Source organism: Neisseria sp. HMSC073G10 (assembly GCF_001812605.1).
Taxonomy (GTDB): domain Bacteria; phylum Pseudomonadota; class Gammaproteobacteria; order Burkholderiales; family Neisseriaceae; genus Neisseria; species Neisseria subflava_A.
Genome location: NZ_KV809495.1, coordinates 17,659 through 40,356, shown reverse-complemented (window position 1 = coordinate 40,356; position 22,698 = coordinate 17,659). Strand labels below are relative to the sequence as shown.

Genomic DNA, 22,698 nt, shown 5'->3' with positions numbered 1-22,698 from the left:
TGTTGGGGGAAAGGAATTTTGCAAAGGTCTCAGAGTTTGAAATTTATGCGTAGGGTGTGTGCGGTACGCACGCACGCGGTCTTTTTTAAAAATGTTCTTTCCAGCTAAACCAAAGGCCGTCTGAAAGTACTTTCTACCTTTCAGACGGCCTTTTTATATTCATATCCCTATTTATTTTTCCAACCGTGCAATCAGTTCATCGGCCAAGTTGAGATAAGCTTGGGTGCCTTTGGCGTGGGCGTCGTAGGTGAGGGCGGGGAGGCCGTGGCTGGGGGCTTCGGCGAGGCGGATGTTGCGGGGGATGACGGTATCGAAGAGCAGGTTGCCGAAGTGTTGTTTGAGCTGTTCGCTGACTTCGACGACGAGGCGGCTGCGGCTGTCGTACATGGTGCGGACGATGCCGGTTACGTCGAGGTCGGGATTGATGGCTTGGCGGATTTTGCGGACGGTGGCCACTAAGTCGGAAATGCCTTCGAGGGCGTAGTATTCGCAAAGCATGGGGACGATGACGCCGTTGGCGGCGACCAGGCCGTTGAGGGTGAGCAGGGTCAGGGACGGGGGGCAGTCGATGAGGACGTAGTCGTAGTCGTCGGCAACGAGCTGCAGGGCGTTTTTGAGGCGGATTTCGCGTGCGATTTCTTGGACGAGTTCGACTTCTGCGCCGGCCAGCGTGCGGTTGGCGCCCAATACGTCGTAGCCGCCTTCTTTGCTGCGGACGACGGCGTTGGGGATGTCGGTTTCTCCGAGGACGACTTGGTAAACGCCGTTTTCGATGGTGGCTTTGTTGATGCCGCTGCCTGTGGTGGCGTTGCCTTGGGGGTCGAGGTCGACGACGAGGACGCGGCGGCCTTTTGAGGCCAGGGAGGCGGCTAGGTTGACGGTGGTGGTGGTTTTGCCGACTCCGCCTTTTTGGTTGGCGACGGCGAGGATTTGTGCGCTCATGTGCTTTGCTGTCGTGTTAAGTGTGGATGGCTGGATTGTACCGTTATTCGGTATGCTTGGGTTGTTTTCAGACGGCCTTTTTGCGGATGATGACGATATGGCGTTCGGCATTGAGTTGGGGGACGTGCAATGCTTCGACTTTTTCGACGGCGACGCTTTCGGGCAGTTTGTCGATTTCTTCTTGCGGGTATACGCCTTTCATGGCCGCCCAGTAGCCGCCGTCTTTGAGGAGGTGCTCGGTCCAGTTGACGAAGTCGGCGAGTTCGGCAAAGGCGCGGCTGGTGATGACGTCGGTGCGGCAGTCGGCGGCGGCTTCTACGCGGCCGCTGATGACGCGGACGTTTTTAAGGCCGAGTTCGATGACGGCTTGTTGCAGAAAGGCGGTTTTTTTGGTGTTGGCATCGAGGAGGGTGATGTCGAGGTCGGGACGGCAGATGGCGGTGGGTATGCCGGGCTGTCCGCCGCCGGAGCCGACGTCGAGCATGGTTTGCGCGTGTTCGATATAGGGCAGGAGGGTCAGGCTGTCGAGCAGGTGATGGCTGACGGTTTGGGCGGGATCGCGCAGGGCGGTCAGGTTGTAGGTTTTGTTCCACTTTTGCAGCAGGGCGGCATAGTCTAGCAGTTTGGCCTGTTTGGCTTCGTCGATGTCCAAACCCAGTGCCTGTATGCCGTCGCGGAGCTGTTGCGCCTGATTCATTTGTTATTCCTTATTGGTTAAAACGCGTTGGATGTAATGGTAACGGAAAGCATGCCGTCTGAAAATGTTTGTGCTTGTTGAATCAACGTTTCATCTTGTGAAAGACGATGGGCTGCTCCGGCGCGCGCGTGAGCTGTTTGGGCAGGGTCAGCATGGCGATGATCCATACGGAGAGGGTGTAGTAGAACACGCCTTGCCCGCGCATACCGGCCAATGCGGCATTGCCTAAGATGGCTTCAAAAATCAAACCTGCCGCCGCCGAGGTACACGCTGCGACACCGGCAAGGAAAATGGCGTAACGCGAATGCCGGCGCATCATTTTTTTATACGCCAGCTTGGTCAGTCCGCCGGCAATCGGCAGGTTGAGGAAGGCAAACATGCCGCAGACGAACCATGCGACGGAGTCCTGCCAGCCGCTTTGCCATGCCCATGCGCCGTCTTTGACCGTGACCAGCAGTCCTTGGCCGTCTGAAAAGGCGATTTGCACTATATTGTGCAATATCATCGCCAGCGGCAGGGTGAGGAACATCAGTGCGACCAATAGGGGGCGGTAGGGCTTTTCTTGTGTCAGATACATGGCGGTTTGCCTTGTTGTGGGATAAGTCGAAATGATAGCAGATTGGCGGTTGATTCACGTTTGTTAGCTCTGAAATTGCTGACAAAAACGGTCAATTAAAAAAGAAATGAAAAATTCTTTTTTCTTGGCAAACGTTGGCGGATAAAGGTTAAGAAAACGTTTTCAGACGGCCTAATCTCTTATTTTTATATGAACCGAACAGAAAATCTTTGCATTTCTCCGTAAAATCTACTAAATTCTCAATAACATATTATAAAGACCTGAAATCTGGAACCCAAACCGAAACTGCCTTCCGCCATTTACGCTCGGAAACTCAGCAGGCAACAAAAGTTTCACACACAACAAAAATACAAAATAATTCCTATGAAATCAGTTGTTTATAATGATAGATAACCACAAGGCAAACCATGCCTGACTTTAGTAGGAGTAAAACCATGGCTGAAGCAACCGATGTCGTATTAGTAGGCGGCGGCATTATGAGCGCCACTTTGGGCGTATTGCTCAAAGAACTCGAACCATCTTGGGAAATCACCCTGATCGAACGCTTGGAAGATGTAGCGTTGGAATCATCAAATGCATGGAACAATGCCGGTACGGGACACTCTGCGCTGTGTGAATTGAACTATGCGCCCCTGACTGCCGACGGCACGATCGATCCGACCCGCGCCCTCAATATTGCCGAACAATTCCATATCAGCCGCCAATTTTGGGCGACTTTGGTCGAAGAAGGCAAACTGACCGACCGCGCTTTCATCAATTCCGTCCCCCATATGTCGCTAGTGATGAACGCCGACCATTGCAGTTATCTGCAAAAACGTTTCGACGTGTTCAAAAACCAAAAACTCTTTGAAAAAATGGAGTTTTCTACCGACCGCGCCAAAATTGCCGAATGGGCGCCGCTGGTTGTCAACGGCCGTGATGAAAACCAATCCATCGCCGCCAACTACTCCGCCGAAGGCACAGACGTCGATTTCGGCAGCCTGACCCGCCAGATGGTCAAATACTTGAGCGATAAAGGCGTAAAAATCAAATTCAACCGTCATGTCGACGACCTCAACCGCGAATCGGACGGCGCATGGGTGCTGAAAACTAGCAGCACCAAAGACGATGACGACCCGTTGACACTCCGCACCCGTTTCGTCTTCCTCGGCGCAGGCGGCGGCGCACTGACCCTGCTGCAAAAATCCGGTATTCCAGAAGGCAAAGGTTACGGCGGCTTCCCTGTTTCCGGCCTCTTCTTCCGCAACAGCAATCCCGAAACGGCCGCGCAACACAACGCCAAAGTGTACGGCCAAGCCTCCGTCGGCGCGCCCCCTATGTCCGTTCCGCATTTGGATACCCGCAACGTGGACGGCCAACGCCATTTGATGTTCGGCCCGTATGCAGGCTTCCGCCCCAACTTCCTCAAACAAGGCTCGCTCATGGATTTGCCGATGTCCATCCACATGGACAACCTCTACCCCATGCTCCGCGCCGGTTGGGCTAATATGCCGCTGACCAAATACCTCTTGGGCGAATTGCGTAAAACCAAAGAAGAACGCTTCACTTCGCTCTTAGAGTATTATCCGGAAGCCAATCCTGACGATTGGGAACTGATTACCGCCGGTCAGCGCGTACAAATCATCAAAAAAGACCCGAAAAAAGGCGGCGTACTTCAATTCGGTACCGAAATCGTCGCCCATGCCGATGGCTCGCTGGCCGCATTGCTGGGTGCGTCCCCAGGCGCATCAACCGCCGTACCTTTGATGATTAAGCTGATCAACCAATGCTTCCCAGGTCATACCGAATCATGGTCAGGCCGTCTGAAAGAATTGGTGCCCGGCTACGGTATCAAGCTGAACGACAATCCGACTTTGGCGGACGAAATCATCAGCCACAACGCGACCGTTTTGGGCATTCATCACTAATTGAAGCAGACACAAAGGCGGGCATTCTTGCCCGCCTTTTTTCAAACCATTAAAATAGCGGCATTCAGGCCGTCTGAATCTAATCTGCGGCAGCATGTTGCACGATTCAAACCCGAAAATCAGCCCCAATAGAAAAACGCCATGACCGATATTCTCAACAAAATCCTTGCCACCAAAGCAGAAGAAGTGGCCGCCCAAAAAGCCGCCGTTTCCTTGGAAGACATCAAAGCCCAAGCGCAGGCAGCTGCGCCGGTTCGCAGCTTTATCGGCTCGATCCGTGCAAAACACGCACAAAACTTGCCCGCCATTATTGCCGAAGTCAAAAAAGCCAGCCCAAGCAAAGGCCTGATCCGTCCTGATTTTCATCCTGCCGAAATCGCCGTTGCCTATGAAAAAGCCGGCGCGGCCTGTTTGTCCGTGTTGACGGACGAACCTTACTTCCAAGGCTCGCCCGAGTATTTGAAACAGGCGCGTGCGGCTGTGGCGCTGCCGGTCTTGCGTAAAGATTTCATCATTGACGAATACCAAATTTATCAGGCGCGCGCGTGGGGTGCGGATGCGATTCTTCTGATTGCCGCCGCATTGGAAGCCGAGCAGCTTGAGCGTTTTGAAGCCGTCGCCCACGAATTGGGCATGACTGTATTGTTGGAATTGCACGATGCGTCCGAGCTGGAAAAATGCCGCAACATGACCACGCCGTTGTGGGGCGTCAACAACCGCAACCTGCGTACGTTTGAAGTGACCCTGCAACAAACCCTCGACCTCTTGCCTGAGTTGAGCGGCAAAACCGTTGTAACCGAAAGCGGCATCCGCAACAAAGAAGACGTCGATTTCATGCGCGGCCACGGCGTGCATACTTTCCTGATCGGCGAAACCTTTATGCGTGCCGACGATATTGAAGCAGAAGTCAAAAAACTGTTCTAAACCCTAAAAAACATCAGGCCGTCTGAATTTTCAGACGGCCTGAGACCTTTGCAAAAATAGTCTGTTAACGAAATTTGACGCATAAAAATGCGCCAAAAAATTTTCAATTGCCTAAAACCTTCCTAATATTAAGCAAAAAGTAGGAAAAAATCAGAAAAGTTTTGCATTTTGAAAATGAGATTGAGCATAAAATTTTAGTAACCTATGTTAGTGCAAAAGTCTCGGCCTGAATCCATTGGAGACGAGAAAAAATGTTTACTGTACAGCGCATTTACGCCTATCAACCCGATTCTAAACAAACCACCGTCTTTATCGACCGCCTCTATCCGCGCGGCGTCCGCAAAGAGGTTTTTGCCACTGCACTTTGGCTGAAAGACATTACACCCAGTGCAAACCTGCGCCGCTGGTATCACGAAAATCCGGCTCAAAATTTTGACGGTTTTGTCAGCCGTTATCATGAAGAGCTGCAAGGCGATGCCGAGCAGGCCGCCATCAAGCGGCTGCTGGATTTGGAGCGGCAACACGGCAATATCCTGCTGCTGACCGCCGTCAAAGACCCCCGACATTCCCACGTCTCTGCACTGGCTCAATTTTTGGGTGCAAGGTTTGAATATCGCGATTAAAAAATCAGTGTTTGGATTGAATATAAAAAGGCCGTCTGAAATCAAGGTTTCAGACGGCCTGCTATTTTCAAATCAAGAAGGATAACGGTGTGCCACCAATTTTCCGTCTATGTATTCGCCGATATAGACTTGCGAGGCTTCAAGGTGGAGGCGGTCGAGTTCCTGTTGCAACCACTCTTCATCACGCTTAATGATTTCGAGGATGTCGGGGTCAACTTGGCCGTCTGTAATCAGTGGATAGCGCAGGCTTTCGTCGCCGTACTTAATGACGGCGAGCTGGCCGTTTTGTTCCATCACGGCACGTTTGACGGCAGAGATTTCGTAGATGCCGGCGGCGCGGAGTTTGAACATGAGGTCGTGTGCGCTGATGCCGTTTTTCATACATTCTTCTGCTTGGACTTTGCCGTTGACGATGATCCAAACGGATTTGCCGTCAATTACGGATTTGACCCAGCGGTTGTGGTTTTTGATGAATTTCAGGCTCAAGACCAACAGCGTCCACAAAATCAGCACGAGGAAAAATTGCAACAGGCCGACGCTGTCGCTGTAAATCACGCCGCCGATGATGCCGCCGAGTACATAGTTTTGTACTTGGTCCATGGCGGAGGTCGGCGCGAGGTTGCCTTTACCTAAGAGGTTGATTTGCAAAATCAAACCTAAAATACCCATCAGCAGTTTGAGGGCGAGCAGGGAGTATGTTTCCATGTGTGTATCCTGTTATTCTTTATCGATGAGTTCGATATTGTTGTTGACCAGATTGATGGGCGTCAGCGTGTAGGCGGAGAAGTCTTGATTGAAATGGACTTCGTAATATTGGCTTTTGATGCCGACAATCATGCCGTTGGACAGACGCGTGCTGTTGACGATGATGTCTTGTTTTTCAACCTTTTGGTTTTCAATCAAGGCATTGAGAAAGCCAACCATGCGAGAGGTGTCGGCGGCGAAGTTCTGACGCTCGCTGTATGAAAGATATTGCGTGCCGCAGATGAGGATGAGCAACAGCAGCGCAATAATGCTCAGGTCGCGGTATTTGGTGTCCATGCGGTGGCGCAGGTATTGCGATACGGCGAGCAGGAGGATGACGAGGGCGGCGAAAATCAGGATATATTTCAAGTAGTCGTGGAAATACATATGATTTTCAAGATAAAAGTGAGAAAAGAATTTCATGGTATTTGATAAATATGAGGGGGTAATCAGGCCGTCTGAAACTTACATTCCAGACGGTCTTGTCTATTAAACAAGGATGTTGCGTCAAGGTTTCGGATAAAACATACATGGCGCTTCCCGAAGTAGTATCAGTTGATAAATCCGTCGTCCTTCATTTTCTTTTCGGAAAAATACTGGCTGATGACCAGTAAGCTGGCCAGAATAATAATGAAAAGACCTGCCATGGTCAGGGTGATTTTGAAAAACAAATCGGCATCGACGAAGGAAAACCAAAGTTGCAAAATCAAGAGCAACACCCAGCTGACGAACAATCCGAGACAGGCATAGACGCCGAGTTTAAACACGTTCTTTTTCCAAAATGACGACGTAGGCTTCACGCACGAAAAACAGCAGCATGCGGCGCTGGTCTTTTTCCATGGTAACGACCTTCCAGCCTTGCGAAGCGTGGCTGTTGAGGAAATCGCTGAATTTGACCGGATTGATTTTGGCGCTGCCGAAAACCAAACTGGAAAGCAGGTTCTCTTGATAAATGACGGCTTTATATTCTTTCATTTTATTCCTTTAAAAATAAGGGGGCTTTAAAGCCCCCTGATTCTACTCCTTATTATTCAACTGCGGTAATACGGAGCCTTCGCCCAATGCCAACAAACCGCTTTGCGAGTAAATACCCAGTTTGGCGCGGGTGTCGGTGATGTCGAGGTTGCGCATGGTCAGTTGGCCGATGCGGTCGAGCGGAGTGAACGCGGCGTCTTCGACTTTTTCCATGCTCAGGCGTTCCGGTTGGTAGGTCAGGTTAGGCGATTCGGTGTTCAGAATCGAGTAGTCGTTGCCGCGACGCAGCTCGAGGGTAACTTCACCGGTAATGGCTTTGGCGACCCAGCGTTGGGCGGTTTCGCGCAACATGAGGGCTTGGCTGTCAAACCAGCGGCCTTGGTAGAGCAGGCGGCCGAGGCGCAGGCCGTTGATGCGGTATTGTTCGATGGTGTCTTCGTTGTGGATGCCGGTAACCAAACGTTCGTATGCGATGTGGAACAATGCCATGCCCGGGGCTTCGTAGATGCCGCGTGATTTGGCTTCGATGATGCGGTTTTCGATTTGGTCGCTCATGCCCAAGCCGTGACGGCCGCCGATGCGGTTGGCTTCGAGGAAGAGTTCGACAGGATCGGCGTATTCTTTGCCGTTTAATGCAACCGGCACGCCTTCTTCAAAGCGTACGCTGACTTCTTCGGGTTTGACTTCGACGCTTTCGTCCCAGAAGGCAACGCCCATGATGGGCTTAACGATTTTGATGCCGCTGTTGAGGAATTCCAAGTCTTTGGCTTCGTGGGTGGCACCCAGCATATTGGAGTCGGTAGAGTAGGCTTTTTCAACCGACATTTTGTAGTTGAAGCCGTTGGCAATCAGAAATTCGCTCATTTCGTGACGGCCGCCGAGTTCGTCGATAAATTGTTGGTCGAGCCAAGGTTTGTAGATTTTCAGCGCCGGATTGGTCAACAGGCCGTAGCGGTAGAAACGCTCGATGTCGTTGCCTTTGTAGGTACTGCCGTCGCCCCAGATATTCACATCGTCTTCTTTCATGGCGGAAACGAGCATGGTGCCGGTCACAGCGCGGCCCAAAGGCGTGGTGTTGAAGTAGGCGATGCCGCCGGTGGAAACGTGGAACGCGCCGCATTGGATGGCGGCGATGCCTTCGTGTGCCAACTGCGCGCGGCAGTCGATCAGGCGGGCATTTTCTGCGCCGTATTCCATCGCTTTTTTAGGAATGGCGTTGTAATCGTCTTCGTCAGGTTGGCCGAGATTGGCGGTGTAGGCGTAAGGCAGCGCTCCTTTGAGTTTCATCCACAACAGTGCGGCAGAGGTATCAAGACCGCCGGAGAAGGCGATGCCGACTTTTTGACCGATGGGGAGATTTTGTAAAATGGTATGGTTTTGGCTCATTGGGATTCCTCCAGACTTGAAAAGTTGAAACCATTATCTTATAAATGGAATACATTGTCAGCAATTAGGCCGTCTGAATGTTCGGAGGGCCGTATTAAAGAAACCTCATCATGAACGCTTTTAACCTTATTATCATCGGCGACGAAATCCTGCATGGCAGCCGCCAAGACAAGCATTTCGCCTTTTTCAAATCCCTGCTGGAATCGCGCGGGCTGAAGCTCAATCAGGTGCAATACTTGCCCGACGAACCTGATTTATTGATTAAACAACTGCGCCGCAGCTTTTCAGACGACCTGCCGACTTTCGTTACCGGCGGCATCGGTTCTACACCCGACGACCATACCCGCCAAGCGTCCGCCGCCGCTTTGGATTTGCCCGTCGTCCGCCATCCCGAAGCCGCCAAGTTCATCGAAGCCGTTACCCTGAAACGCGGCGAGCCTCTTGACGCCCCCGAACACGCCCAACGCCTGAAGATGGCGGATTTTCCCGAAGGCGCGGAATTGGTGCCCAATCCGTTTAACAACATCGCCGGATTTTCCATCCGCGAGCATTATTTCTTCCCCGGTTTCCCTGTGATGGCGCACCCGATGGCCGAATGGGTATTGGAAACTTATTACGCCGACCGCTTCAACCAAACCGAACGCGGCAGCCGCAGCGTGTATGTGTTCGACCAACCCGAATCACGCATTACGCCGATTATGGAACATCTTGAACGTACCTACGCCGGTGTCCGTTCGTACAGCCTGCCCACAGTGGGCCGTACCGATTCAGACGGCCGTTATACTCCGCCGCATATCGAGTTCGGCATCAAAGCGGAAGGCGAGGCCTGCCGCTTGCTGGATACGGCGTGGGAAGATGCGTTGCAAGGTTTGCAGGCGATTGGCGCGACTTTGAAAGAAACGGTGGAATAATGCACTTATCCCCGGCACAATCCAGACGCACACTGATTTTTGCCTCTTTGCTGTTTTTACCGCCGACTCTCATCATCGGCATTTGGCTGGCGCAATATGGCGGCTTCGCTTTTGAACCGCCGCTGATGCACGCCGTCCATGCCCATGCGGGCACATGGTTTGACCCGATTGCCACTGTGTTGCACTATCTGGGCAAAACCGCGATTGCCGTGCCGCTGATCGGCGCAGTCGCCGCAGCCCTGTATTTTGCCGATAAGAAGCGCGAAGCACTGTTTTGCGTGTTGGCGGCATTGGTGCCGACTTTGAACATGCTGATTGTGAAGGTATGGTTTGCCCGCGAACGCCCGCTGCTTTGGCCTCGCCTGATTGAAGAAAGCAATTTTTCCTTCCCCAGCGGCCACAGCACGTTTTCCGCCGCCATTGCCGTCATGTTGATATTGCTTTGCCGCCGCACGCGCTACCGCCGCGCCGCTTGGGTGGCCGGTATTGCCTTTGCCCTGTTGACCGGATTTTCACGCATTTATTTGGGCGTGCATTATCCCACCGACGTTTGGGCAGGCTGGACAAACGGCACGCTGACTGCCTTGCTGGTGTATATGCTTATCTTCAGGCCATCTGAAAAATAGAAGAAACGAATTATGAATACACGTTCACCCAACACGCCTTATTGGCTCAGAAACGGCCACGCCGACACCCTGTTTGCCAAGTTGCTGCAAGGCAAGGCGCCCGACTACCGCCGCGAGCTTCTGCCCGACAGTACTGGCAAAACCCAAGTTGCCTACGATTTTGTCGACAGCGCCAATCCCGATGCGCCGCTGGTGGTTTTGTTCCACGGATTGGAAGGCAGCAGCGAGAGCCATTACGCGGTCGAGCTGATGAAAGCCGTACAGCAGCGCGGTTGGAACGGCGTGGTTGCCCATTTCCGCAGTTGCGGCGGCATAGAAAACACCGCGCCCGTGTTCTACCATCTCGGCGATACGCCCGAAATCGCCTTTATGCTCAACACGCTGGCACAACGCTATTCAACCATCTACGCCGTCGGCGTTTCTTTGGGTGGCAATGCCCTGGCCAAATATTTGGGCGAGCAGGGCAGCAATGCCGTTCCGCGTGCTTCTGCCGTCGTTTCCGCGCCGGTTGATGCCGTGGCGGCAGGTACGCGTTTTGATCAGGGCATGACGCGACTGATTTACACGCGCTATTTTTTAAACTCGCTGTTGCCGAAAGCCCAGGCGATTCCCCGGTTTCAGACGGCCTTAAGCCAGCAAAACTGCAAAACGCTTGGCGATTTTGACGACCGCTTTACCGCGCCGCTACACGGTTTTGCCGACCGCCACGATTACTACCGCCGCAATTCCTGCAAACCGTTCCTGAAAGGCGTGGATACGCCGTTGTTGTTGCTTAATGCCGTCAACGACCCTTTCCTGCCGCCGGAAGCCCTGCCGACCGGGCGGGACGTGTCCTCGGCCGTTACGCTGCTGCAACCGGCATACGGCGGTCATGTCGGCTTTGTCAGCCGCGATCAAGGCCGTCTGAATCTGCAATGGCTGCCGCAAACGGTGTTGGACTATTTCAAACAGTATCAGCCGTAAATGAAAAAGGGCATATATGCGACATGCCCTTAGAGTGTAGAAAGTAAAAAGGCCGTCTGAAAAGAGTTTCAGACGGCCTTTTGAATAGCTTAATTATTTGCCTTTGTCGGCTTTGGCTTCTTTTTTCAGAGAAGCGTACAACTCAGGGTCGCGGTTTTTCAGCAGGGAAGCAACGGCCAAGTCGTCACGGTTGACTTTAGCCAAATCTACGCGCTCGATGTGTACCAAACGCAGCAATTCGCGTACAGGTTTAGGCATGTTGCGGCCTGATTCGTAACGGGAACCACCGGATTGAGTCACACCAATGCGGCTCCAGAAGTCCATTTGGTTCAGGCCGAGTTTTTTACGGATATCGCGGATATTTTCAATTTTTTCGAACGATTTCATGAATCTTCCTTATTGTGGTATTTGTTGCATGCCTCTAGGCATAAAAATGGGTCTGCAAGAATGCCGGCATCCCTTTCCTGTAGGCTTTTGGGGTGATATGTGGGCGTATTGCAAATGACTGATCTAGATAATTAGACAGTATATTCGAAAGAAGTTTTCCGCTGTCTGCCATAATTTGTGTAAATATTTCTTAATTCATTATTTCGGTAAATTTTCATTATATAAATCATCAAATTATGCGTTTATCTTAAATATGGCGTAAGCAAATTTTTACATAATTAAACAATTCAATTTGGATAAAAACTTAATTTCGAGTTTTTATTCGGTTTCCTAAGTTGAGAATGCGAATAAATTTCAGGCCGTCTGAATCTGTATTTTCAGACGGCCTGAAGGTTTTTTCAAGGTTAAGGCTTACCGCTGGCAGGGCTGATGGTGAGGATTTCGTAGCCGGTTTCGGTAACCAAAACTTCGTGTTCCCACTGGGCGGAGAGTGAGCGGTCTTTGGTGACCACTGTCCAACCGTCGTTCAGGATGCGCAGATGACGTTTGCCTTGGTTGATCATCGGCTCGATGGTGAAAATCATGCCCGGTTTCAGGACGAGGCCCTCGCCTTTGCGGCCGTAATGGACTACTTGCGGCGCTTCGTGGAAGCCGCGGCCGATGCCGTGTCCGCAGAATTCCTGTACGACGGAGTAGCCGGCATTCTCGGCAACCTGTTGGCAGGCATAGCCGACGTCGCCGAGGGTGGCGCCGGGTTTGACCGCTTCGATGCCCGCCATCATGGAGGCGTGGGTCACGTCGATCAAGCGTTGGGCAATCGGGGAGACTTTGCCGACGGTAAACATACGGCTGGAATCGCCGTGGAAGCCGTCTTTTTTAATGGTCAGGTCGATGTTGACGATGTCGCCTTCTTTCAGCGGCTTGTCGTCGGGAATACCGTGGCAGATAACGTGGTTGACGGAGGTGCAGCAGGATTTCGGGTAAGGCGGGTTGCCGTAGTTGAGGGGGGCTGGATAACCACCTTGAACGTTGACGTGGTAGTCGTAAACGAGTTTGTCGATTTCGTTGGTGGTTACGCCGGGTTTGACGAATTGGCCGATGTAATCGAGGGCTTCGGCGACCAAGCGGCCGAGTTCGCGCATTTTTTCGATTTCTTCGGGGGTTTTGATGATGACTTTGTCCATGAGGTTTCCTTCTTGTTTCAGACGGCATAGAGGCCGTCTGAACGGGACGGGTGTGCCGTCTGTTTAAAACAGGTTGTCGAGATTGTCTTTATTGCGCGGTTTGGCTTGTGGTTTGGCCTCAGGCTCGGCTTTCGGAGTCGGTTTGGACTCGGGGACTTTGGCTTTTGCCGGTTTGTTTTCTACCGCTTGTGCGGCAGGTTTGCTGTCTGCGGCTTTGTTTGCTACCGGCTGGCTGTCTGCTTGAGGTGTGTTTTGAGCGGCAGGGCTGCTGTTGTCGGATTGTGTGTTTTCTGATTTGTCGGCTTCAGCGCGTTTGTTTTCAGTGCGTTTGCTGCGGTGTACAGTGGAGCGGTCGTTTTTTATACCTTCTTCCGCTTTTTCGCCTTTTTCGTCTTGTGGGACGACAGGATTGCCGGAGGCGGTTTTTGCGTCGCCGTCTTTGGCAGGTTGGACGGTTTCAGGTTCGACAGTGCCGTTGGGGCGCCAAACTTCAATGCGTGTGTCGGTTTGTTCGGCAGGACTTTTTTCGGGTACGTCGGTTTTACCGGAGTTTAGGGTGCTGAATACGCCGGCAACAAGGGCTGCGACGGCGATAAAGCTGACAAGGAATAAAGCGCGGATTAGGTGTTTGGGCTTAAGTTGGAAAGGGGTTTTATTATTCTTGGACATGATGTGGCGGGTAATCGTTGGAGGAATGGCCGTCTGAATATTCAGACGGCCCCGGGTTGCCTGTGAATCAGTTGGCAACGTAGTTTTGATAGAGGGTCACGACTTTTTGTACGCCGACGGTCGTGCTGACTTTTTGGGTCACGCGGGCTTGTTCGTCCGGCGTGAGGATGCCCATCACATAGGTCACGTTGCCGTAAGTCACGATTTTGACGCGTGCCTGGGTGGCCGGGCTGAGGCCCAACAGGGTGGCGCGGACTTTGGATGTACCCCAAGTATCGTTGGTCACATCACCGAACGAACGCGCTTGTGAGGCGACAGTAATGTAGTTGTACACGCCTTCTGCGGCTTGTTCGGAACGGGCGATGCGTTCAACAAATTGTTTTTCACCTTCGGTAGCCACTTGGCCGAGCAGGAGCAGGTGGCGGTTGTAGCCGACAACGTTCAGTTTGGGCTTGTAGCCTTGGACTTGGTTGTTTTGGCGCAGGTAGGAGCGTGCGGTGGTTTCGACGCGCAGTGCCATAACGTTGTCGTCGGTTTGCGCGCCTGTGGTGCGGCGGTCGACGGCGGATTTGGTGCCGACGGCTGCACCGCCGATCAGTGCGCCGACGCAGCCGCTCAGACTCAGGCTTAAGAGGGTCGCGGTCAGAACGGGGAGGGCGTAGCGTTTGATATTCTTCATATCCTTTTCCTTGGGTATGGACGGTTGGGTGTTCAGACGGCCTTTAAGGGATAGGCCGTCTGAAAAGAAAGGGTTACATGCCTTCAAGCAGGACGGAGTCGATGCAGTCGCACATGGCGTGAATCAGCAGGATATGGTTTTCCTGAATGCGGGCAGTACGCGGATAAGGGACGTTGAGTAAAACGTCGGTATCTTTGAGCATGGCGGCGATTTTTCCGCCGTCGCGGCCGGTCATGGCAATGACGTGCATGTCGCGTTCGTGTGCCGCTTTGATGGCTTCGATGACGTTGGCGGAATTGCCGGAGGTGGAGATGCCGACCAATACGTCGCCGGCACGTCCGAGCGCGCGCACTTGTTTGCTGAACACATGGTCGAAACCGTAGTCGTTGCCGATGGCGGTCAGGGCGGAAGTGTCCGTCGTCAGCGCGACAGCGGCCAATTCCATGCGTTCTTTTTCAAAACGGCCGGTCATTTCTGCGGCGAAGTGTTGCGCGTCGGCAGCCGAACCGCCGTTGCCGCAGGCCAGGATTTTGCCGTCGTTCATCAGGCATTGCAGCATCAGCTCGGCAGCCTGTGCGGTCGGCTCAACCAGTACTTTTTCAGCTTCCTGCTTGGCGCGGATACTCTCGGCAAAATGTGCGGAAACGCGTTCTTGTAATGTTGTCATGAGGTTAACCTGTAATATTTTGAATCCATTCGGGCGGGCCGTCGCCCTCGATCAGTACCGCATCCAGGCGGCAGGGCGCATGGTTTAACCCGTGCTTTTGCAGATAATACTCTACACTTCGTTGCAATTTCAATAATTTGGACGGCGAGATGCTGTATGCGGCACCACCGAAACCTCGGTTTTTGCGGTATTTTACTTCAACAAACACAATCGTACCGCCGTTTTTGACGATTAAATCGATTTCGCCGTAGGCGCAATGCCAGTTCCGCGCCAGCAGCGAGCAGTCTTTGCCCAGCAGGAATGCCAGCGCCGCATCTTCGGCCGCCGCCCCCTGTTTGTGGTTTAAGCGCATGAAAAGTTTACCCGTTATATAATCATTGTTTTTAAAGAGACGCCGTTTCAGACGGCCTTGAATCTATGTACACAAAACACCTGCAAAAAGCCGTCGACAGCATCGAAAAACAGACATTATACGTTGTCGCCACACCCATCGGCAATTTAGCCGACATAACGCTGCGTGCGCTGGCCGTTCTGCAAAAGGCCGACATTATCTGCGCCGAGGACACCCGTGTTACCGCCCAGCTTTTAAGTGCGTACGGCATTCAGGGCAAACTCGTGAGCGTGCGCGAACACAACGAGCAGCAAATGGCCGATAAAATCATCGCCCATCTTTCAGACGGCCTGAGCGTCGCCCAAGTTTCGGATGCGGGTACGCCTGCGGTTTGCGATCCCGGTGCGAAACTTGCCGCCCGCGTGCGCGAAGCCGGATTTAAAGTGGTGCCTGTGGTCGGCGCAAGCGCGGTGATGGGGGCGTTGAGCGTGGCCGGGGTGACGGAATCCGATTTTTACTTCAACGGTTTCCTGCCGCCTAAGGCCGGCGAACGCCAAAAGCTGCTGGCCAAATGGGCGGAAGCCGATTTCCCGATTGTGATGTTTGAAACGCCGCACCGTATCGAAGCAAGCCTTGCGGATATGGCCGCGCAGTTCCCCGAGCGCCGTTTGACATTGGCGCGCGAAATCACCAAAACGTTTGAAACCTTCCTCAGCGGCACGGTTGCCGAAATCCAAGCCGCCCTTAAAAACGACGGCAACCAAACGCGTGGCGAGATGGTGCTGGTGTTGCATCCTGCCGTGAAAGAGAAACACAGCGATTTGCCTGAAGCGGCGCAAAACACGATGAAAATCCTTGCGGCCGAGTTGCCGACCAAACAAGCCGCCGAGCTTGCCGCCAAGATTACCGGCGAAAGCAAAAAAACCTTGTACGATTTAGCGTTGGAGTGGAAACGGATTTCAGACGACGCTTGAGGTCTTGCAGGCTTATTTTTCTCAACTTGTGGTGTGAACAATGCGACGATTTCCTACAGGCAAAAGGCTGGGTATTGTTCGTTATCCGTTTGCCGGTTCTACAGGCTTTATATAGGTAAAGTTCTGTTTGCCGCATTGCTCCCCCCCCCCCCTTGTAATTTACAATGACACTGCATACAACTAGTATGTTCTTAAATCTTTCAATCTACGGGAGTGGACTTATGAAACAAAACATCATCGTTGCCTTATTCAACATCTCCAGCGAAGCTTATCAAGCCTTTTCTGAATTGAAAGCTTACTCGCAGACAACAGATGCTTTGGTGGCACAAGCCGTTTTGGTTAAAAAGGAAAATGGTCTGATTATCCCAGCAGAAAGCACCGACTTTACCGCCAATACGGTCGAAGGCACATGGACGGGCGGCCTCATTGGTTCGCTGGTCGGCATCCTCGGCGGTCCTATCGGTGTTCTGTTGGGTGGAGCTACTGGCGCACTCATCGGCAGTGATGTAGGCACTGCCCAAACATTGGGAGAGGGGGCGTTGCTAGAAAATACAGCCAAAAAACTGGATAACGGCAGTACTGCGATCATTATTTTGGCGCAAGAATCCAACGAAGCTGTATTGGATGCTTTCTTCCACCGTTTCAAAACCGTTATTCTCCGACAAGATGTAGCCGTTGCCCAACAGGACGTATTGGCAGCAATAGAAGCGCAGGAAGAAGTGGCACGTCAGGCACACGAAGCTTGGAAAAAACAGCGCAAAGCCGAGCGCAAAGAGAAAGTGGAAGCCTTCAAGGCCGACATCAAACAAAAATTCGACAAATTGGCAGCCAAGTTGAAATAACACTGCCACCAACCCAAGGTATGTAACCGCTCAAATTTTCCGTTTCGGATGCATGCCAAACCGGTTTGAGGCTACCTGAAAATCTATTTTTCAGGTAGCCTCTCCCTTTTTCATGCCCCGAGACCTTTGCAAAGGTCTCAACCTATGTTATTGCAAAGGTCTCGGCCTTTTTATAATTGGATTTTAGATCGATCCAATAGGTTCAATACGCTTCTAAGTTTGCGTTTCAGACGGCCTCAATGTTTGACAAACCTGTTTTAACGCTGCCATGCGCTGCGCAAATATTCGATACAGTCGGTCAGGGCGTAAAACGGGGCGTTGCCGTGATTGGCGTTGGGGTAGAGGGTAAAGCGGACATCCGCGCCGAGGTGGTGCAAAGTGCCGGCAAGAATTTTGGCTTGTGCAACCATGCCGCGGCTGGTTTGGTCGGGGCGGTTATTTCTGCCTTCATGTTCGCCCGCGCCAAGGCGGATGCCGATTCTTTGCGGCAAAGTGTCGGGCAGCCAATCGAGTACGCGGCGGTCTTGCCACCAGATAGACGGCGACACCAGCAAATAATGGCGGAAGCGTTCGGAGCGGGTGAACAGGGAATAGAGGCCGTACAAGGCGCCGAACGAATGGCCGAAGACGGCTTGGTTTTGGGTATCGATGCGGTATTTGCTGTCGAGCAGGACGGAGAGTTCGTCATCGATAAAGCGGCTGAAGCGGTCGGCTTGGCCGTATTGTTTGCGTTCGGATTCGGGCGCGTTATCTGGCAGCGGCGGCGTGTAGTCGAGGGCGCGTTGGCTTAAGTCGCGGATGGTGCCGCCGGTGTAGCCGATGCCGACAATCAGACAGGCGGCATGGCTTTTGGTGATGGGGTTGATGAGCAGGGATTGCGCCATATTAAGGATGGCGGGGAAAAAGGCATCACCGTCAAGAATATACAGCACGGGATAGCCGCCTGCTGGACGCTCGCCGAGTGCCGCGGCTTGAATGCGGTAGGTGCGGCCGGTGTGTGCGGAAGTAAGGGCGGTTTCTTCGGCTTGCAGCAGGGTGGCGGCTTGCCAGTTAGGACGGATGGACATGATGGGGTGCTTTAATCAATGGTTGCTTAAGGGAAAAGGCCGTCTGAATAATGGTTTTCAGACGGCCTTATTGTACGGATTTCTGCCTTTTTAACAATACGCGCGATTAGCGTACGTCAACGTAGGAGCTGCTGTGCAGTTCGCGTAGGAGGTTGGTGGTCGCCTGTTGCGCTTTTTGTTGGGACAGATATTGGCGGACGGCGTTTTGTTGGCGCTCTTCAGGCGTACCTGCTTCGCGGACGTCGTTCAGCTTGATGATGTGCCAGCCGAATTGGGTGCGGACAGGGGCGCTGATTTGGCCGGGTTTGAGTTTGTGGACGGCTTCTTCAAATGGGGCAACCATCATGCCGTCGGCAAACCAGCCCAAATCGCCGCCGTTGCCAGCGCTGCTGTCTTGCGAGTATTGGCGTGCCAAACCGCCGAAATCTGCGCCGCTGCGGGCTTGTGAGTAGATTTTGCGGATGGTGCTTTCTGCGCCGACGGCGGCATTGTCGTTGTCGGCTTTAATGAGGATGTGTTGGGCATGGTATTGGCGCACAGGGTCTGCTTCAGGCAGGGTGACGCCTTGTTGTTTGGCCTGCTCGATGTAGCGTGCCACTTCGGAGTCGCTCACGCGGCTGTTTTGCATGATGGCCTGTTGGCGCACTTTTTCAACAATAATGCTGTCGGCGATGTCTTGACGGACGGCGGCAGACGGGTTTTTGATGTTGGGGTTGTGCGCGATAACGGCTTCGATTTCGCTATCGGCCGCTTGGATGTTGCGGCGTTTGCCTGCTTGGAGGATCAGGGATTGGTTGATCATTTGTGCCAAAACCTGTTGGCGTAGCTCGTTGGCGTCCATTTGTGTGCCTTTAGGCATGGTTTGACGCGCTTGTGCCACGGCTTGTTCTACTTGACGGTGGGTAATGACTTCGTTGTCGACAACCGCGGCAATGCCGTCTGAAAGATGTACGCCGCTTTGTACGGCAGGCATGGTGGTGGCGCTGACGGCAGCTGCTTTGGCTACGCGCGCTTTGCTTGCTTTGGTTTTAGGGGCGGCGTGTGCGCCTACTGCGAGAGTGAGTGCGGCGACGAGAATCAGGGGTTTGAAGTTCATTGTTTGACTACCTCGTTGGTTTTGCTGTAACCGGGGATGGCTAAGCGGAGTTTTTCGAATGGGTTGTTGCCGATATTGCTCAAGTCTTTGAGTTGGAGGTTGAAGAATACGGCGTTTTTGTGGCTGTTTTCGCCGGTAACATAGCGTTGGCCGACCAAGCTTGCGCTCCAGCAGCCGCAGTTGCTTTTGTATTCTGCACCGATGAGCATTTCCAGCGGTTTTTTGGCTTCGATTTCGTAGTTATAACGGGCGACGGCGTACAGGTTTTTGCTCAACGGCCATTGGGCGGCAAGGTCGACTTGGCTGAGTTTGTCGTAGAAATAGTCGCCGTTGGCTTGCAGATAGATGCGCTCGTTGCGTCCGTATTTGTAGCGCGCGCTTAAGACTTTGCCGGGTTCGGGGTTATAGGCAATCCCTGCGGCGTAGCTTTCGGCACGGCTTTGGTTTTGGTTGTAGTGGATGTCCAAGTCGATGCGGATGCTCGGGGTAATGTTGCCGTGTGCAAAGGCTACCCAGTCGGACTGGCTGCGCGGATAACGGCTGACGCTGCCGTCAGGCAGGACGTTGTCGTTTTTGAAGTAGAACTTCTGGCCGATACCTGCACGGAAGAGTTCCGCACCGGTATTGGGGTTGAGGATGCGGCTTTGTGTGGCCAGTGTCAGGCTGTTGGCCGAATTGATGCGGTCGTTGCCCGAATACAGGTTTTCGCGGAACAGCTGCGAATAGGTAAAGCTGTTTTCGGAGCTGTCGAAATTGGGCAGGTCGTTTTGGGACTTGGTCGGAATGTAGTTGTAAAACAGGCGTGGTTCAAGCGTTTGCAGGTATTCTCCGCCGAAGAGCCGGGCCCTGCGCTCGAAAGTCAGGCCGCTGTCGACGTTGATGATCGGCAGGACGCGGCTGACATTGCGGCTGCTTTGGCCGTTGAAGCTGTTGAGGCTGTAATAAGTGGCGTGTACGCCGACTTTAGGTCGGATGTAGCCCCATTGGTTGTGGAAATCCCATTTGACGCTCGGGTAGAGTACCACGCGGCTGCCGTCTTGCTTGGTGTCGTGGTCAAAACGGGTGAATTGGCCGAACACGTTGAGTTGCGCTTTGCCGAGATGGCTTTGCCAACGGCCGGTCAGACGGGGCATGATGGCATAAGGCTCGTCTTTATAACCGTCTTGGTTGGCCAGCGTTTGATATTTTTGTACGCGCAACGAGCCATCGAAGCTGCCGCCTAGCAGTTTATCGCTGTAATTGAGCCATGCCTGACGGTCAAGGTTGACGTTGCGTGCGATGTCTTCGCGGCCGTAGAAGTCGCGGTAGTAATCGTCGTCAGAAACTTGGTTGTAGTTGATGCCGCCGCTGATTTTGCTGTTCAGCTGCTGCTGGTGTTTCCATTTGAACTGGTAGCGGTTGTTGTGGACGCTTTTTTGGTCGTTGGGCATCCAGTCGCCATCGACTTCGCCGCTGTAATTCGGTTGCAGATAACGGACTTGGCCGCCCAGTTGCACGCCGCGTTTGCTGATGATGCCCGGGCGGATGGTGGCATCCAAATTTGGGGCAAGGTTGAAGTAGTAGGGCAGGCTCAGCTCAAGGCCGTCTGAACCCGTGGCAATGGTCGGAACGAGCAGGCCGCTTTTGCGGTTGCCGTTGATGGGAAAGTCCGCCCAAGGCGTGTAGAGGACGGGGACGCCGCCGAATACCAGCGAAGCGTGTTTGGCCACGCCGATACCTGTCGACTCATCGGCTTCAATGCTTTGCGCTTGGATATACCAGCTGGCATCGCCGGGCGAACAGGTGTTGAATTTGGTATTGATGAGTTTGTAGAGGCCTTTGCCTTTGAGTTCGGCTTTTTCACTGACACTTTGAAGGTGGCGGCCGCCTTGTTCGGTATTGAGGCGCACGGCGGTGCCGGAACCGGTTTGGTCTTTGAGGTTGTAAACCAATTGGTCGCCGGATACGGTCGAACCGTTTTGATACAGGGTAAAGCGGTCGCCGGCGGTAACGGTGTCGGTGGCTTGGTCGTATTGCGCCCAATCGGCGTTGAGAACATCGGCATTGCGCTCGACAATGACGTCGCCTTCGGCACGGACGCCGACTTGGGTCTGACCTTCTATTTTATCGGCGTTGACGCGGGTGTAATCGGCAGGCAGGGCAGGCTCGCCGCTGCGTTTGATTTCGGCGGTTTCGGCCGGCTTGGCATCTTCGTGGTCGCAAAACAGGCAAGTGCTGCCCAAGGAAAGCGGATCGGCTTCGCTTTGGCTGGTTTTTGCCGGATTGGATGCAGCGGTGTGGGCAGGGGTATAGTCTTCCGCCTGCGGAACAGAAGCATCTTCCGCGCGCACGGCTGTTGCGCCAAAGCCCATAATTAAGGCGAGTACCAAGGGTTTGAGTGAAAATAAACGAGCCAAAATCGCCCCTTAAATCGGTTTGCCAGTTAGAATAGCGGTTATTGTAACCTGAAATTCTGCGATACCGCTATGCAACGACAAACCGAATTACAAAACTGGCTGGAGTCTGTTTATCCGAACCAGCCGTTCGAATTGAGCTTTGCGGCAGCCGATGCCGACTTCCGCCGTTATTTCCGCGCGACGTTTTCAGACGGCCAGACTGTCATCTGTATGGACGCGCCTCCTGAGAAGATGAGTGTTGCGCCGTATTTGAAAGTACAAAAACTGTTTAATATGGTCAATGTGCCGCAAGTGCTTCATGTGGATGAAGCGTTGGGTTTTATGGTGTTGAACGATTTGGGCAACACCACATTCCTGACTGCCATGAATCAGGAACACAGTGAAACCGCCCACAAAGCCCTGCTGCTCGAAGCCATCGACGAACTGATCGAGCTGCAAAAAGCCAGCCAACCCGACAAACTGCCGGAATACGACCGCGAAGTCATGTTGCGCGAGATTAATTTGTTCCCCGAATGGTTTGTGGCCAAAGAATTGGGCCGCGAGCTGACCTTCAAGCAACGCCAGTTGTGGCAGCAAACCGTCGATACGCTGCTGCCGCCCCTGTTGGCGCAGCCCAAAGTGTATGTCCACCGCGACTTTATCGTCCGCAACCTGATGCTGGCAAAAGGCCGCCCGGGCGTGTTGGACTTCCAAGACGCGCTTTACGGCCCGATTTCCTATGATTTGGTGTCGCTGCTGCGCGATGCGTTTATCGAATGGGAAGAAGAATTTGTATTGGACTTGGCCATCCGCTACTGGGAAAAAGCACGCGCTGCCCAGCTGCCCGTGCCTGCCGAGTTTGACGAGTTCTACCGCTGGTTTGAATGGATGGGCGTACAACGCCATTTGAAAGTAGCCGGCATTTTTGCCCGCCTGTACTACCGCGACGGCAAAGACAAATACCGTCCTGAAATCCCGCGCTTCTTGAACTATTTGCGCCGCGTATCCCGCCGTTACAACGATTTGGCGCCGCTGTATGCGTTGCTGGTCGAATTGGTCGGCGATGACGAATTGGAAACAGGCTATACCTTCTAAGCTTGGTTTTCTAAGATTTGATTCCACTTTTCAGACGGCCTGATCAACAAAAGGCCG

At 53.1% G+C, this 22,698-nt stretch carries 25 protein-coding genes and 1 pseudogene; 9 read left to right on the top strand and 17 right to left on the bottom strand.

Annotated features, from left to right (window positions below):
* Positions 1–171: 171 nt before the first annotated feature.
* The 3 genes from HMPREF2865_RS01920 to HMPREF2865_RS01910 all read right to left on the bottom strand — a co-directional run bounded on the left by HMPREF2865_RS01920 (position 172) and on the right by HMPREF2865_RS01910 (position 2,216).
* Positions 172–942, bottom strand: coding sequence for a ParA family protein (locus tag HMPREF2865_RS01920; RefSeq protein WP_070645281.1), 771 nt, complete (start codon positions 940–942; stop codon positions 172–174).
* Positions 943–1,009: 67 nt separating this feature from the next.
* Positions 1,010–1,639: a 16S rRNA (guanine(527)-N(7))-methyltransferase RsmG gene (rsmG, locus tag HMPREF2865_RS01915; protein ID WP_070645279.1), complete on the bottom strand. Its 630-nt coding sequence runs from the start codon at positions 1,637–1,639 to the stop codon at positions 1,010–1,012.
* A gap of 82 nt (positions 1,640–1,721) precedes the next feature.
* Positions 1,722–2,216, bottom strand: coding sequence for a hypothetical protein (locus HMPREF2865_RS01910; protein WP_070645277.1), 495 nt, complete (start codon positions 2,214–2,216; stop codon positions 1,722–1,724).
* A gap of 434 nt (positions 2,217–2,650) precedes the next feature.
* Here HMPREF2865_RS01910 and HMPREF2865_RS01905 point away from each other — a divergent pair, with 434 nt between their 5' ends.
* From HMPREF2865_RS01905 to HMPREF2865_RS01895, 3 genes are all read left to right on the top strand, one after another.
* Entirely contained in the window at positions 2,651–4,123 is a 1,473-nt protein-coding gene (locus HMPREF2865_RS01905; RefSeq protein WP_070645275.1) for a malate:quinone oxidoreductase, read from the top strand.
* Positions 4,124–4,264: 141 nt separating this feature from the next.
* Positions 4,265–5,047, top strand: coding sequence for an indole-3-glycerol phosphate synthase TrpC (trpC, locus tag HMPREF2865_RS01900; protein WP_070645273.1), 783 nt, complete (start codon positions 4,265–4,267; stop codon positions 5,045–5,047).
* A gap of 251 nt (positions 5,048–5,298) precedes the next feature.
* On the top strand, positions 5,299–5,670 hold the full coding sequence (locus HMPREF2865_RS01895; protein WP_070645271.1) for a DUF488 domain-containing protein: 372 nt from the start codon (positions 5,299–5,301) through the stop codon (positions 5,668–5,670).
* 72 nt (positions 5,671–5,742) lie between these two features.
* Here the strand turns inward: HMPREF2865_RS01895 and HMPREF2865_RS01890 are convergent, their stop codons facing one another.
* From HMPREF2865_RS01890 to argG, 5 genes are all read right to left on the bottom strand, one after another.
* A complete protein-coding gene (locus HMPREF2865_RS01890; protein WP_070645269.1) occupies positions 5,743–6,375 on the bottom strand; it encodes a DUF421 domain-containing protein in 633 nt (210 codons plus the stop codon).
* Between the two features lie 12 nt (positions 6,376–6,387).
* On the bottom strand, positions 6,388–6,837 hold the full coding sequence (locus tag HMPREF2865_RS01885; RefSeq protein WP_070645267.1) for a DUF3290 domain-containing protein: 450 nt from the start codon (positions 6,835–6,837) through the stop codon (positions 6,388–6,390).
* A gap of 128 nt (positions 6,838–6,965) precedes the next feature.
* Positions 6,966–7,181 (bottom strand): hypothetical protein, encoded by a 216-nt coding sequence (locus HMPREF2865_RS01880; RefSeq protein ID WP_070645266.1) that lies wholly within the window; start codon positions 7,179–7,181, stop codon positions 6,966–6,968.
* On the bottom strand, positions 7,174–7,389 hold the full coding sequence (locus HMPREF2865_RS01875; RefSeq protein ID WP_003749376.1) for a DUF4177 domain-containing protein: 216 nt from the start codon (positions 7,387–7,389) through the stop codon (positions 7,174–7,176). Before HMPREF2865_RS01875 ends, HMPREF2865_RS01880 begins: the two co-directional genes overlap by 8 nt.
* 42 nt (positions 7,390–7,431) lie before the next feature.
* Positions 7,432–8,775 carry an argininosuccinate synthase gene (argG, locus tag HMPREF2865_RS01870; RefSeq protein ID WP_070645264.1) on the bottom strand — a complete coding sequence of 448 codons (1,344 nt, stop codon included), beginning with the start codon at positions 8,773–8,775 and terminating at the stop codon, positions 7,432–7,434.
* 110 nt (positions 8,776–8,885) lie between these two features.
* On the opposite strand from argG, the gene HMPREF2865_RS01865 reads away from it, so the two are divergent.
* The 3 genes from HMPREF2865_RS01865 to HMPREF2865_RS01855 are packed head-to-tail and all read left to right on the top strand — an operon-like array spanning position 8,886 to position 11,275.
* Positions 8,886–9,686 (top strand): competence/damage-inducible protein A, encoded by an 801-nt coding sequence (locus HMPREF2865_RS01865; protein ID WP_070645262.1) that lies wholly within the window; start codon positions 8,886–8,888, stop codon positions 9,684–9,686.
* The gene (locus tag HMPREF2865_RS01860; protein ID WP_070645260.1) at positions 9,686–10,312 is read left to right on the top strand and encodes a phosphatase PAP2 family protein; all 627 of its coding nucleotides are present in this window, start codon (positions 9,686–9,688) and stop codon (positions 10,310–10,312) included. The genes HMPREF2865_RS01865 and HMPREF2865_RS01860 overlap by 1 nt, the downstream gene beginning before the upstream one ends.
* Before the next feature lie 12 nt (positions 10,313–10,324).
* Positions 10,325–11,275, top strand: coding sequence for a YheT family hydrolase (locus HMPREF2865_RS01855; RefSeq protein ID WP_063069272.1), 951 nt, complete (start codon positions 10,325–10,327; stop codon positions 11,273–11,275).
* Between the two features lie 93 nt (positions 11,276–11,368).
* Here HMPREF2865_RS01855 and HMPREF2865_RS01850 read toward each other — a convergent pair whose 3' ends face one another.
* The 6 genes and pseudogenes from HMPREF2865_RS01850 to HMPREF2865_RS01825 form a co-directional block, all read right to left on the bottom strand.
* A complete protein-coding gene (locus HMPREF2865_RS01850; protein WP_003684039.1) occupies positions 11,369–11,662 on the bottom strand; it encodes a helix-turn-helix domain-containing protein in 294 nt (97 codons plus the stop codon).
* A gap of 404 nt (positions 11,663–12,066) precedes the next feature.
* Positions 12,067–12,870, bottom strand: a pseudogene (gene map / locus HMPREF2865_RS01845) (type I methionyl aminopeptidase); the annotation flags it as partial.
* A gap of 39 nt (positions 12,871–12,909) precedes the next feature.
* Positions 12,910–13,515 carry a hypothetical protein gene (locus HMPREF2865_RS01840; protein ID WP_070645258.1) on the bottom strand — a complete coding sequence of 202 codons (606 nt, stop codon included), beginning with the start codon at positions 13,513–13,515 and terminating at the stop codon, positions 12,910–12,912.
* 67 nt (positions 13,516–13,582) lie between these two features.
* The gene (locus HMPREF2865_RS01835; protein WP_070461240.1) at positions 13,583–14,194 is read right to left on the bottom strand and encodes a BON domain-containing protein; all 612 of its coding nucleotides are present in this window, start codon (positions 14,192–14,194) and stop codon (positions 13,583–13,585) included.
* 73 nt (positions 14,195–14,267) lie between these two features.
* Positions 14,268–14,861, bottom strand: coding sequence for a phosphoheptose isomerase (locus HMPREF2865_RS01830; protein WP_003749391.1), 594 nt, complete (start codon positions 14,859–14,861; stop codon positions 14,268–14,270).
* Between the two features lie 4 nt (positions 14,862–14,865).
* Entirely contained in the window at positions 14,866–15,213 is a 348-nt protein-coding gene (locus HMPREF2865_RS01825) for a YraN family protein (RefSeq protein ID WP_070645256.1), read from the bottom strand.
* A 65-nt stretch (positions 15,214–15,278) separates the two neighbouring features.
* Here HMPREF2865_RS01825 and rsmI point away from each other — a divergent pair, with 65 nt between their 5' ends.
* Positions 15,279–16,166 (top strand): 16S rRNA (cytidine(1402)-2'-O)-methyltransferase, encoded by an 888-nt coding sequence (gene rsmI / locus HMPREF2865_RS01820; RefSeq protein WP_070624695.1) that lies wholly within the window; start codon positions 15,279–15,281, stop codon positions 16,164–16,166.
* Positions 16,167–16,387: 221 nt separating this feature from the next.
* Positions 16,388–17,008 (top strand): DUF1269 domain-containing protein, encoded by a 621-nt coding sequence (locus HMPREF2865_RS01815; protein ID WP_070461237.1) that lies wholly within the window; start codon positions 16,388–16,390, stop codon positions 17,006–17,008.
* Between the two features lie 257 nt (positions 17,009–17,265).
* On the opposite strand, the gene HMPREF2865_RS01810 is transcribed toward HMPREF2865_RS01815, so the two are convergent.
* The 3 genes from HMPREF2865_RS01810 to HMPREF2865_RS01800 form a co-directional block, all read right to left on the bottom strand.
* Positions 17,266–18,075 carry an alpha/beta hydrolase gene (locus tag HMPREF2865_RS01810; protein ID WP_070645255.1) on the bottom strand — a complete coding sequence of 270 codons (810 nt, stop codon included), beginning with the start codon at positions 18,073–18,075 and terminating at the stop codon, positions 17,266–17,268.
* A gap of 106 nt (positions 18,076–18,181) precedes the next feature.
* Entirely contained in the window at positions 18,182–19,171 is a 990-nt protein-coding gene (locus HMPREF2865_RS01805) for a peptidylprolyl isomerase (protein ID WP_070645253.1), read from the bottom strand.
* Positions 19,168–21,567 (bottom strand): LPS-assembly protein LptD, encoded by a 2,400-nt coding sequence (locus tag HMPREF2865_RS01800; RefSeq protein ID WP_349267458.1) that lies wholly within the window; start codon positions 21,565–21,567, stop codon positions 19,168–19,170. The genes HMPREF2865_RS01805 and HMPREF2865_RS01800 overlap by 4 nt, the downstream gene beginning before the upstream one ends.
* Before the next feature lie 69 nt (positions 21,568–21,636).
* Here HMPREF2865_RS01800 and amgK point away from each other — a divergent pair, with 69 nt between their 5' ends.
* Positions 21,637–22,641, top strand: coding sequence for an N-acetylmuramate/N-acetylglucosamine kinase AmgK (gene amgK, locus HMPREF2865_RS01795; RefSeq protein WP_070645249.1), 1,005 nt, complete (start codon positions 21,637–21,639; stop codon positions 22,639–22,641).
* Positions 22,642–22,698 lie beyond the last annotated feature (57 nt).